9 protein-coding genes are annotated in these 12,415 nt (G+C 57.5%); all 9 read left to right on the top strand.

The genetic code is table 11. The features are described from left to right. Positions 1 to 51: 51 nt before the first annotated feature. Positions 52 to 3,633, top strand: coding sequence for a BREX-1 system adenine-specific DNA-methyltransferase PglX (pglX, locus tag P1P91_RS06365; RefSeq protein WP_311885321.1), 3,582 nt, complete (start codon positions 52 to 54; stop codon positions 3,631 to 3,633). A 2-nt stretch (positions 3,634 to 3,635) separates the two neighbouring features. After that, positions 3,636 to 5,393: a DUF262 domain-containing protein gene (locus P1P91_RS06370; RefSeq protein WP_311885323.1), complete on the top strand. Its 1,758-nt coding sequence runs from the start codon at positions 3,636 to 3,638 to the stop codon at positions 5,391 to 5,393. After that, positions 5,383 to 8,013, top strand: coding sequence for a BREX-1 system phosphatase PglZ type A (gene pglZ, locus P1P91_RS06375; RefSeq protein WP_311885325.1), 2,631 nt, complete (start codon positions 5,383 to 5,385; stop codon positions 8,011 to 8,013). The genes P1P91_RS06370 and pglZ overlap by 11 nt, the downstream gene beginning before the upstream one ends. 55 nt (positions 8,014 to 8,068) lie before the next feature. Further along, the gene (locus P1P91_RS06380) at positions 8,069 to 8,332 is read left to right on the top strand and encodes a hypothetical protein (protein ID WP_311885327.1); all 264 of its coding nucleotides are present in this window, start codon (positions 8,069 to 8,071) and stop codon (positions 8,330 to 8,332) included. Continuing rightward, positions 8,329 to 8,856, top strand: coding sequence for a helix-turn-helix transcriptional regulator (locus tag P1P91_RS06385; RefSeq protein ID WP_311885329.1), 528 nt, complete (start codon positions 8,329 to 8,331; stop codon positions 8,854 to 8,856). The genes P1P91_RS06380 and P1P91_RS06385 overlap by 4 nt, the downstream gene beginning before the upstream one ends. A gap of 12 nt (positions 8,857 to 8,868) precedes the next feature. After that, positions 8,869 to 10,941 carry a protease Lon-related BREX system protein BrxL gene (brxL, locus tag P1P91_RS06390; protein WP_311885331.1) on the top strand — a complete coding sequence of 691 codons (2,073 nt, stop codon included), beginning with the start codon at positions 8,869 to 8,871 and terminating at the stop codon, positions 10,939 to 10,941. Between the two features lie 52 nt (positions 10,942 to 10,993). Next, positions 10,994 to 11,212, top strand: coding sequence for a BPSL0761 family protein (locus P1P91_RS06395; RefSeq protein ID WP_311885722.1), 219 nt, complete (start codon positions 10,994 to 10,996; stop codon positions 11,210 to 11,212). A gap of 61 nt (positions 11,213 to 11,273) precedes the next feature. Beyond that, a complete protein-coding gene (locus P1P91_RS06400) occupies positions 11,274 to 11,510 on the top strand; it encodes a hypothetical protein (RefSeq protein WP_133483512.1) in 237 nt (78 codons plus the stop codon). Positions 11,511 to 11,595: 85 nt separating this feature from the next. Further along, positions 11,596 to 12,249 carry an antitoxin Xre/MbcA/ParS toxin-binding domain-containing protein gene (locus P1P91_RS06405; RefSeq protein ID WP_311885335.1) on the top strand — a complete coding sequence of 218 codons (654 nt, stop codon included), beginning with the start codon at positions 11,596 to 11,598 and terminating at the stop codon, positions 12,247 to 12,249. The last annotated feature ends 166 nt before the right edge of the window (positions 12,250 to 12,415 follow it).

Below are 12,415 nucleotides of genomic sequence, written 5' to 3' on the forward strand. Positions count from 1 at the left end.
CCATGCCTCATTTGCCAACCCCTCGGCAACCCGCGCGATCAGGAATCCAGCATGAACACAGGGAACATCAAGAAGTACGCCCCCAAGGCGCGTACCCGCTTAATCGAGACCATGACCCGCCAGGCCGCCCGCTACGGCATCAGCTCCGGTCACAAGGGCGAGGGCCATGTGGCGCCCGCCGAGGTGCGCGGCGATGTGATGCTGATCAGCGCCCTGGATGGCCAGACCCACAGCTTCCCCAAGGCCCTGCGCGGCCCCCGCGAGGCACTGGCCAAGTGGGTGACCCAGCTGGGCTTCGAGCAGGCCATGGAGCAGGCCGCCTACAGCTGGTTCAACCGCCTGTGTGCGATCCGCTTCATGGAGCTCAAGGGCTATCTGGATCATGGTCGGCGGGTACTCTCCCACCCGGACCACGAAGGCGGCTTCCAGATCCTCGATGACTGCCTGGAGATCGACCTTCCCGGGCTGGATACCGCCCGCGTGCGCGAGCTCAAGCTCGACGGCACCCAGGACGAGGCGCTCTACCGCGAGCTGCTGCTGGCCCAGTGTCATGCCCTTCATGAGGCCATGCCGTTCCTGTTCGAACCGCTGGACGACGCCAGCGAGCTACTGCTGCCGGACAACCTGACCAAGACCGACTCGCTGATTCGCGAGCTGGTGGAAGCGATTCCCGAGGAGGACTGGCAGGACGTCGAGGTGATCGGCTGGCTCTACCAGTTCTACATCGCCGAGAAGAAGGACCAGGTGATCGGCAAGGTGGTGAAGAGCGAGGACATCCCCGCCGCCACCCAGCTGTTCACCCCCAACTGGATCGTCCAGTACCTGGTCCAGAACTCCGTAGGCCGCCAGTGGCTGCAGACCTACCCGGATTCTCCCCTCAAGGGCGAGATGCCGTACTACATCGAGCCCGCCGAGCAGGAGCCCGAGGTGCAGGCCCAGTTGGACGCCATCACCCCGGCCAGCATCGACCCCGAGACCATCAAGGTGCTCGACCCCGCTTGCGGCTCTGGCCATATCCTGGTCGAGGCCTACAACGTGCTGAAGGCCATCTACGAGGAGCGCGGCTACCGCTCCCGGGACATCCCCAAGCTGGTCCTGGAAAACAACCTGTTCGGTCTGGATATCGACGATCGCGCCGCCCAACTCGCCGGCTTCGCGCTGCTGATGAAGGCACGGGAAGACGACCGCCGCATCTTCAGCCGGGGCGTTCGCCTCAACGTGATGGCCCTGCAGAGCACCCAGCACCTGGACGCTAGCACCCTGTGGCGTGACCTCAACCTCACCGGCGACTGGCACCAGGGCCAGTCCCAGAGCCTTTTCGAGGGCGAGCAGAAGGAGCTTTCCAGCCATGACAGCACCTACAAGGCCATCGTCGACCTGATCGAACGCTTCCAGGACGCCAAGACCTTCGGCTCGCTGATCGAAGTGCCAAACAGCTTTGAAGCTCCGCTCAAGACCCTGCTGGAGGTGCTCACCGGGCTTGTGGATAGTGGCGACACCATGCAGAAGACCGCTGCCAGGCAGCTGATGACGGTTGTGCAGCAAGCTTGGGTATTGGCCCAGAGGTATGAGGCGGTGGTAGCGAATCCACCTTATTTAGGTGGCAGAGGGGTAACAGGCGTACCCAAAGTACTTGCTCCGTTAGCAAAGGGTGAGTATGCATTGGGTAAGATTGACGCGTACGCTATGTTTATCATATTGTCAAGAAATTTAGCCGTGGAACATGGTGTGTTTTCTTCTGTTGTTAAAGAAGAGATTCTTTACCTTCCAAGCTTATCAGAACTAAGAAGAAATCTTCTTGAAAAAAGTAAGGTTAGCAGCATTTGGCGAATTGGGAGTGGGGCATTTTCTGTTAGAGCCGCAGCATACGTGGCGAATAAAAATGTCACACCTGGTCGATTAAAGGTAGTGAGAAGCAACCGGGATGATGCATCTAAGTTAGGAGTAATGTCAGAATGGGATCAAAAAACGTTTGATTCACTTCCTTACTGCATAATCGACGATGACCTGCCCTCGAGTGTGGTGGAAATACTAAAGCTAAAGCCAAGGTTCGGAGATTTTACTACTGCAAAGCAAGGATTATCAACCACTGATAATGAGAGGTTTTTAAGATATTGGTGGGAAATTGGCGCTTCAGAATTAAAAAAGAGCAGGGAGAATCCCGAAAAAAAATGGCACCCCCACAACAAAGGTGGCAGCCCTAGGAAATGGTATGGGAACGTTATCCACACGATTGACTATAGAGACAACGGCTCTTTCTTGCTTGACTATGTCAGAGCAAAATATCCAAAAATATCTGACCCAGAGTTTATAATAAGAAATAGGTCTTCATATTTCAAAGAGTCTATTACATGGTCAAGGGTAAGAAGTAGCGGAAAGAGGGTCGGGTTCAGGCTTTCTCCAGAAGGACATGTTTTTGACACTGCCGCTATGTGCTTCAGTCATCCTGATATTGATAATTTATCAAATCTTGCATTCTTGAATTCATCTTTTATTTCCGACGCCATCCAGTTCCTCAGTCCGGGGACTGACCTGAATTCGGAATTCGACCAATTGCCAGCCTGCCCCGAAGACCTAAAATCCTCTCTATCACCTATCGCTTCACGTTCCATTAGTGCATCAAAGGAACTTTGGGATAGAGAAGAGATCTCAATGGAATTCTCAGTAAAGTCTATGAGGTTAAATTGTGAGGGATTTAAATCTTGGGAGAGAAATTTTTTAGAAGTCGAGAAAGGGTTGATTTCAGAAATCAATATACTCCAAGAAAAAATAGATAGGTTGGTCTGCAACTATATTTCTAGGGAGGCGGGTGAGAATCAGGAGTTTAAATCATACGAAGCTGAAAACATCAGTGCATCAGTAGCTCCAGCAAATATCCTAATGGCATTTTCCATTGGGTGTATGTTTGGAAGGTTTTCCCTGGATAAACCTGGCTTAATCCTTGCCAATCAAGGCGAAACCGTTCGCGACTACCTCGCCCAGATCCCTGAGCCCAGCTTTGCACCGGATAACAACGCCATTATCCCACTGACCGATCAAGAATGGTTCCCCGACGACGCGACCAACCGCTTCCGCGACTTCATCCGCACCGTCTGGGGCGAAGAGCACCTGCAGGAAAACCTCGATTTCGTGGCCGAAAGCCTCTGCCTGCATGCCATCAAGCCCAAGAAGGGTGAGGCGGCTCTGGACACCATCCGGCGCTACCTGAGCACCCAGTTCTACAAGGATCACCTGCGCACCTATAAGAAGCGCCCCATCTACTGGCTGTTCAGCTCGGGCAAGCAGAAAGCCTTCGAGTGCCTGGTCTACCTGCACCGCTACAACGAGAGCACGCTTGCCGAAATGCGCACCGACTATGTGATCCCGCTTACCGAGAAGCTCGCCGGCTACGTCGAGAAGCTGGAGCAGGACAAGGAAGCCAGCGCCTCCGCCGCCGAAGCCAAGCGCATCGAGAAGGAGCTGAGCAAGCTCTACAAGCAGCAGGCCGAGCTTAATTCTTTCGACGAGAACCTTCGCCACTATGCAGATCAGCGGATCTCACTGGATCTAGATGATGGGGTGAAGGTGAACTACGGGAAATTTGGTGATCTACTCGCCAACGTAAAAGAAATCACAGGTAGCAAGCCGGAGTAGTTATGTATCAGGCAGGTGGCACTATCGCAGCACTAATGGATCAAGTGAAGAACCATGGTCTGATTCTTCCGGCAATCCAGAGGGAATTTGTATGGAAGCCTGACCAGATCTGTAATTTGTTTGACAGCCTTCTTCAGGGTTATCCTTTTGGGGTTTTTCTATTTTGGCGAATACAGCCTGAAAACCGAGAAAAATATCAGTTTTACGATTTTGTTAAGGATTTCCATCAGCGTGACAACCCTCATTGCCCACCATTAAAGGATCTTCCTGAACGTGAGCTTGTTGCCGTTCTTGATGGCCAACAACGGATAACCGCGCTAAATATCGGCCTGCAAGGTTCCTACAGTCAGAAAATTCACGGGAAATGGTGGTCGAGCTCAGATGCCTTTCCCATGAAACACCTTTATATAAACCTTCTTGGTCAGCCTGAGGAGGAAACTGGCAGCCAGTATCAGTTTGAATTTCTCACAAGTAAACAGGCTGCTGACAAGAATGGTGAGGAATGCTGGTTCAGGGTTGCGCGGATCCTCGAAGAGGACCGAGATGATCTAAACGACGATCTCAATGATGGATGGGAAGGCGATAGAGAGTCTTTAAAGGCCGCTCGGAGTGTGCTCAGGCACCTAATCACCACAATCTTTGACAAAGACAAAATTGCTTACTACGAAGAAAAAGATCAAGACCTTGAGCGGGTGCTTAATATATTCATTCGTATGAATAGTGGCGGAACCATTCTTTCATATTCGGACTTGCTTTTATCAATAGCTGTCGCTCAATGGGACAACCTAGATGCTCGAGAGGAGATCCACTCTCTAGTAGATGAGATGAATAAAATTGGAGACGGCTTTTCTTACAGCAAGGATCTTGTTCTAAAAGCTGGATTGATGCTGTCAGATATAGGTAGCGTAGGGTTCAAGGTAGAGAATTTCAATAAATCCAATATGGCAATTCTTGAGCAGAATTGGTCGAATATCCGCAGTGCTCTTTTGCTTGCGACTGAGCTGTTGGCGACCTTCGGATTTAACTCCCAAAACCTTCGAGCAGATAGCTCAATCTTACCGATCGCTTATTATATTTATACGCGAAAGCCTGGTGAGGGTTACTTGTCTAGATCGGAGTTCGCAAAAGATCGTGAAGCCGTTCGACAATGGTTAATAAAATCACTTCTGAAAGCGTCAGGTATTTGGGGGAGTGGTCTCGATACACTTCTTACCAGCTTGCGGAGAGTACTAAAAGAAGAAGGGGAAGCAGGTTTTCCGGCGGATTCACTAGGCTCCGCTATGGCGTCCCGAGGGAAATCACTCCACTTTGTCGATGAAGAAGTCGATGAGCTTTCCGAATTGGAGTATGGTGGAAAAAGAACCTTTGCTCTTCTTTTACTCCTGTTCCCGGGGTTTGATTTTTCTAGGCACTTTCATGTTGACCACATTTATCCCAAAGGGTTGTTTTCAACTAGCAAGCTAAGAAAGTCAGGGGTGCCGGAGGAAAAAATAGAGACCTTCAAAATATGGGCCAATCGATTACCTAATCTGCAATTGCTCGAAGGTACCATTAATAACGAGAAGCGACAGAAGATGCCGTCAGACTGGTATGATAAAGCATGGCCTGACCCTGAAGCACGTCAACGCCACCTACACTCCCAAGGAATAGATTTGCTCCCAGGCGATATCAAGGAATTTGAAGGTTTTTACACTCAGAGGAAGAAAATCTTCAAGGCAAGGATCGAACAGGTAGTCAATAGGAAGGAAGATGGACTTTAAACAGTTACACCAAGGCCTATCTAGCTCTTTCTTCGCTGACGGCCATCGCCTCGTTTTCTGGTACGACCCCCCGGTCCACTTTGTCGAAGCACTAGATGAACTCGCACTAGATGGTGTACAGGTTCTCAACATGGCCGGGCAGTCCACCTTCGGCGTGAAGCTGCGCCTGGAGCTAGAGGAGCCGGAGACGCCGACGCTGCTCTACTTCCCCTACGCCGAGCCAGCGCCGGAGGATGACTGGCTTTTGGATATCAAGCTCTACTCCGGGCGCTTCTACGCCGATCAGCTGTCGATGATCTTCAACGAGCTGGGCCTTGCCCGGCATGTGCTGCGTGAGCACCTGGCCAAGCGCCAGGCGTTCCTGGGCAGTCGCAAGCGCATTGAGGCGCTCAAGCGCCTGGTCACCCCGGAGATGGACGAAGACGGTCTGGACCTGGCCATGTGCGCCGCCGTGGTGGGGGCGCCGACCTCGGATATTGCGACGCTGCTGTTCCACCTGGGCGATGAAGCAGTAGCCGAGGAGGCGGGGCTGGAGGGCAACCCCTCGTCCCTGACTGAAATGACCAAATACGCTCTTGTGCCGAGCCTGGTGCGAGCGCTGCAGCTAGAGGTGGGCTACCCCGCTAGTCAGGCAGAGCTCAGCGGCGACGCGCCGTTACCGTTCGGCCAGCTGATGCTGCGCCTGCTGACCACCGGCTACTGCGAGAGCATCTCCGAGATCCCCGACTGGGCACAGAGCCACGCCATCGCCTCGGTGAACGCACGCGCTACCTCCCGGGCGCTGCTGTCGCGCTGGCGGGACAGCTCGCGCTTCTATCCGGCCTTCGATGTGATCTCAGGCTGGGTCGCCGGGGCGCTGCGCATCGAGGACAAGATCCGAGACGTGCCGCTGGAGCAGCTTGCCAACGTGGCGACCTTCGAGGTCGTTGAAAAGCAGATCATCGTCGACCTATGCCAGGCGATCCCCCAGGCCGATATCCGCGACCTGGAGATGTTTCGCGGCATCATCGCCGAACGCCTGGATGGCTATTGGGCTTCTCGCCACAAAAACGACGAGCGGCGGACATTCTATCGAGGGCTCTATGCCGCGCTAAGCGCCGCCATCGACCTGTTCGCCCTGCGGCAGCAGCACCTCCACGGCTTTCACTACGAGAGTGTCGAAGCCCTTTACCACGCCTACTGCAGCGAGCTCTATCGTTTCGATACCGCCTATCGCCACTATGCGGTGGCTTCTGACAGCACCGGCGTGGAACTGCTCAAGAAGCTCGATGAGGCGGTGGAGCGCTGCTACGACGAGTGGTTCCTGGGCCAGCTCACCCGCAACTGGAGCGAGCGCATCGACGCCGAGGGGCGCCTGCACGACTGGAAGCTGCCGCGCATCCCCAACCAGCAGCACTTCTTCCGCGACGTGGTGCGCCCGCACCTGGACGCACATCGCAACAAGCGCCTGGTGGTGATCATCAGCGATGCCTTCCGCTATGAGGCGGCCGAGGAGCTGCGCGAGCGCATCAACGCCAAGCGCTACAGCGAGGCCACCCTGGGCAGTCAGCTCGGTGTAGTGCCCAGTTACACCACCCTCGGCATGGCCTCGCTGCTGCCTCACCGGGAACTGAGCTACCAGCCCGGCAGCGACAGCGTGCTGGTGGATGGCAAGTCCAGCCAGGGCACCGAGAATCGCAGCCAGCGCCTGAGCGCCGCCGTGAGCGGCCAGGCCATGGCCGTGACCGCCGAGGAGGTAAGGGGCTGGTCCCGCGAGCAGGGCCGCGAGGCGATCAAGGGGATGCAGCTGGTCTACGTCTACCACAACGTGGTGGACGCCCGGGGGGATACCGCCAGCACCGAAAGCGAGACCTTCGCCGCCGTGGAGGACGCCATCGAGGAGCTCGATACGCTCACCCGCAAGATCCTCATGCACCTCAACACCAGCACCGTGCTGGTCACCGCCGATCACGGCTTCCTGTTCCAGCGCAGCAAGCTGGACGCCACCGACCGCACGAGCCTGATCGAGAAGCCTGCCGACGCCTTCAAGAGCAAGAAGCGCTACGTGCTTGGGACCAACCTGCCCGACAACGCCAGCGTGTGGCACGGCCTCACCCGCGAGACCGCGGGCACCACCTGTGAGATAGAGTTCTGGATTCCCAAGGGCGCGCACCGCTTCCACTTCGTCGGCGGCGCTCGCTTCGTGCATGGCGGCATCATGCCTCAGGAGATCGTCGTGCCGGTGCTTACCGTCAAGCAGCTGCGTGGCGAGAAGGTCGAGAAGCGCACCCGCCGCAAGGTGGACGTGATCTCGCCCAAGGCCTCGCTAAAGATGGTCAACAACATCCAGCGTTTCGAGCTGTTGCAGACCGAGGCGGTTAGCGAGCAGCTCAAGCCCATCACCCTGGCCGTGGCCATCTACGAGGGCACCGAGGCCGTCTCCAGCGAAGAGACGGTGACCTTCGACAGCACGAGCGACAACATCAGTGATCGCATGAAGTCCGTGCGCCTGTCGCTGTCGGGGACCGACTTCGACCGCAAGCGCGACTACTTCCTGGTGCTGCGCGACAAGGATCTCGGCACCGAGCTTGAGCGGTATCGGGTGGTCATTGATCTGGCTTTCACCGATGATTTCTTCTGAGGTTGTCAATTGACAACCTAGGCAGCGAGTGCCTAAGCTACTGGCAGGAGACACGATGACCCGCCCACGACACAGCAAGAAGGAGATCGAGGCGGCACTGGCCCATGCCGAGGCGCAGGGCTGGCGGATTGAGCTCGCATCGGGGCATGCCTGGGGCCGGCTGTATTGCCCACACAACGACAGCGAGTGCCGCTGCGGTGAGTTCTGCATCGTCAGCGTGTGGAGCACACCGAAGAACCCCGCCAATCATGCCCGACAACTGCGCCGCGTGGTCGACAACTGCACGGGTGGCACATCCTCCGAGGAGGACGAGACATGACGACCTACGACTTTACCCTCAAGTTCGCGGTTCCCGGTGACCTCGGCATGGAGACGCTGGAATCCCTTCTATTCGAGGCGGGCTGTGACGATGCCTTGATCGGCGTTGGGTTGAAGGGGCGCTTGGCCCTGGAGTTTTCCCGCGAAGCGGTGTCGGCTCAGCAGGCGATTACCAGCGCCATGGCGGATGTGAAGCGCGCTATTCCCCAGGCCCGCCTGATCGAGGTGGGGCCAGACTTGGTTGGCGTCACGGATATCGCCGAGCTCCTGGATTTCACTCGCCAGAACATGCGCAAGCTGCTGCAAACGCACCTGGCGACCTTTCCGCTGCCGCTGCATGAGGGGCGTGCCTCGCTGTGGCACCTGGCCGAGGTGCTGGACTGGTTCCAGACCCATCAGCGCAGGAAGATCGACGACGCCTTGCACGAGGTGGCGCAGACCAGCATGCAGGCCAATGTGGCCCGTGAAAGCCGCCGGGTGCCGGCGGAACACATCCGCCACTTCGATGATGCCCTGGTGTCATAAATGACCACTCCGATGGAACCCGCTCGAATGGAAGCGCACCCCAACGTAAGCTCTGACGAGCCTGCCGATCTCGACACCCTGCTCAACACCCACTTCGCCGGCCGGGTGGTGCGCAAGGACCTGACCCAGCGGGTCAAGGAAGGCGCCAACGTGCCGGTCTATGTGCTGGAGTACCTGCTCGGCATGTACTGCGCCTCCGACGATCAGGAGGTGATCGACGAGGGCCTGAAGAACGTCAAGACAATCCTCGCCGACAACTACGTGCGCCCCGACGAGGCCGAGAAGGTGAAGTCGTTGGTCCGTGAGCGTGGCAGCTTCAAGGTGATCGACCGGGTGATGGTGCGCCTCAACGAGAAGCAGGACTGCTACGAGGCGGCGTTCAGTAACCTGGGGATCAAGGATGCCGAGATCTCCGCGGGTATCGTCAAGGAGCACGAGAAGCTGCTGGTGGGCGGGATCTGGGTTATTGCGACCCTGAGTTACTACCACGAGGAGGGGCAGCGCGGCTCGCCGTTCGGGGTCAGCCAGCTCAAGCCGATCCAGATGCCCCACATGAACATGGAGGAGCTGTTCGAGGGGCGCCGCGGCTTCACCACCGACCAGTGGCGTGAGGTACTGATCCGCTCCATCGGCATGGAGCCCGCCGAGCTCGACGCCGAGGTGCAGTGGCACCTGCTGGCCCGAATGATTCCCTTCGTCGAGAACAACTACAACGCCTGCGAGCTGGGCCCCCGCGGCACCGGCAAGAGCCATATCTACAAGGAGTGCTCGCCCAACAGCATCCTGGTCTCCGGTGGCCAGACCACGGTGGCCAACCTGTTCTACAACATGAGCTCGCGGCGCATCGGCCTGGTTGGCATGTGGGACCTGGTCGCCTTCGATGAAGTAGCCGGCATCTCGTTCAAGGACAAGGATGGCGTGCAGATCATGAAGGACTACATGGCCTCCGGTTCCTTCGCCCGTGGACGTGAACAGATGGAAGCCTCCGCCTCCATGGTGTTCATCGGCAACATCAACCAGAGCGTCGAGTCGCTGGTGAAGACCAGCCACCTGCTGACCCCGTTCCCCGACACCATGATCGACGCCGCCTTCTTCGACCGCTTCCACGCCTACATCCCGGGCTGGGAGATCCCCAAGATGCGGCCGTCGTTCTTCACACAGCGCTACGGCTTCATCGTCGACTATCTGGCCGAGTTCTTCCGCGAGATGCGCAAGCGCAGCTTCGCCGACGCCATCGATCAGCACTTCCGCCTGGGCGACAACCTCAACCAGCGCGACGTCATCGCCGTGCGCAAGACCGTCTCTGGCCTGCTCAAGCTGCTCTTCCCACATGGGGAGTACCAGAAGGATGACGTACGCCAGTGCTTGGAGTACGCCCTGCAGGTGCGCCGTCGGGTGAAGGAGCAGCTCAAGAAGATTGGGGGCATGGAGTTCTACGACGTCCACTTCAGCTATATCGACAAGGAGACGCTGGAGGAGCACTTCGTCTCGGTGAAGGAGCAGGGTGGCGGCGGGCTGATCCCCGAAGGTCTCGGGAAACCCGGCGTGGTGCACACCATCGGCCTCAGCGACAAGGGCATGCCTGGGGTCTACCGCATCGAGCTCCAGGTCACCGCCGGCAGCGGCAAGCTGGCGATGTCGGGACTGTGGAACTCCACCTCCGCCAAGGAGCAGGTCAAGATGGCCTTCGATTACTTCAAGGCCAACGCCAGCCGCATCAGTGGCTCCAGCAAGGTGCTGGAGCACGACTTCCACCTGCATGTGGTCGACCTGCAAAACACCGGCGTGCTGCGCGACCTGGCCCTGGCCAGCCTGGTGGCCTTCGCATCAGGGCTGCTGGGCAGGCCCACCCAGGGCCAGATGGTGGTGTTAGGCGACATGAGCCTGGGTGGCAGCCTAAAGCCCGTGGAGAACCTCGCCGAGTGCCTTCAAGTCGCCTTCGACGCCGGTGGCAAACGGGTCACCCTGCCCATGGCCAGCGCTGCGGATATCCCCACCATTCCCGCCGAGCTGTTCACCAAGTTCCAGACCAGCTTCTACGCCGAGCCGGTGGACGCCGTGGTGAAGGCGCTGGGGGTGGAGTGACAGCCTGTCGCTGCCGCATGCGACCTGATCGGGAGAGGAGACGCCGATGACTATGCCATCTGAACGAACACGCGCTGTAATTCACGCCAGAGAATTTCTGCAGACGCTTTCGCAGGATGCCTCCCTCCCAGAATCTGTCCGCCGGCAGGCGAGGGGGCTGCTGCGCCACTATCCGTCTCGGGAAGAGACGCTACACGCCGGCCAAGTGGAAGAGCAGCTGACCGAGGGAACTCTCTTCCAGCCCACCTTCAGTTCCTCGATAGACGACTAGGCCGGCTCGACGCCGCAACGCCACCCGGCGCCGCTCGCGCCGCCAACCACGAGACACTGCCATGAGCGCTGAACCCGAACTGATCCAGAGCCCCTTGAGCCAGTCCATCACCCGCGATGGCCACACCCTGCAGGTGGATATCTATCGCCTGGAGGAGGAGATCGACTGGCTGCTGGAGGTCGTCAACGAGGAGGGCACCTCCCATGTGTGGGACGACCGCTTCGCCACCGACCAAGCCGCCCTGGACGCGGTGCATGAGGCGATCGACGAGGAAGGCGTCGCTGCTTTTCTGGACTAATGCTGGTAACCGTAAGGAAGCAACGGTAGTCCGCGTTGGCCATGGGCTACCCTGAAAGCCACACCATCCGCTGGGTAGCCTCCCCATGACACAGCCTTCACAACCTCCCACAGACCCGCTAGCTCGTATCTTTGCCTACCGGGCCATCGACCTCCGTGACCGCTTCCCCCAGCCTCTGGAGAGCTTCCGCGAGGCGCTGGAATGCCTACAAAGCGACCGTTCCTACATGGCCGCCATGAGCGGCGAGATCATCGCCTACCTGCGCGGCGGTTACGCCCTGACCATTCCGGACGAGTTCTTCATCTGCCGCAGCGGTGAGATCGACGCCACCCTCGTGCCGCTCGGTAAAAATGATGAGGTGTGCAAGGAAGTAGAAGCGTGGCTGCGGGAAATGCTCACGCGACCCGATGTCGACACCACCAAGGCTGTTCCCGCGGAAGAGCGGCCTTACTCCCTCGATCAGCTACTGGCACAGTGCGATCCTCAGGCTCCAGTCCCTGATGAGCTAAAAGCCTGGCAGGACATGCCCGATGTTGGACACGAAATCCTGGAGGCGCCTACCGAGACAGATATCTGGCTAGCCGCCGAGCGATTGTTTGAAAGTCGAGAAGGTGCCGAACGCTGGATGATAAGCCCAGAAATTTCTCTCCGAGGTCGCACACCGGTAGATGTTATGGTTGAAGATCCTCAGCTAGTTTATGACCTCATCATGCGACTGGAGTATGGGGTGTATACATAAAGGAAAGACCGCTATCGACCCAAAGCCGACATGCCGGAAAAAGGTAGCAGGCACGCTCATCGGTGTTATGCAGCCGGCTACTATGATTGGTGTTATGCTGCCTACTCATAATTAATTCGAGTTTTTTCAGAAGATTATGGAGAGAACGCCGTGCAGTATAAAATTG

It is taken from the genome of Halomonas piscis (genome assembly GCF_031886125.1).
In the GTDB taxonomy this organism is placed as follows: domain Bacteria; phylum Pseudomonadota; class Gammaproteobacteria; order Pseudomonadales; family Halomonadaceae; genus Vreelandella; species Vreelandella piscis.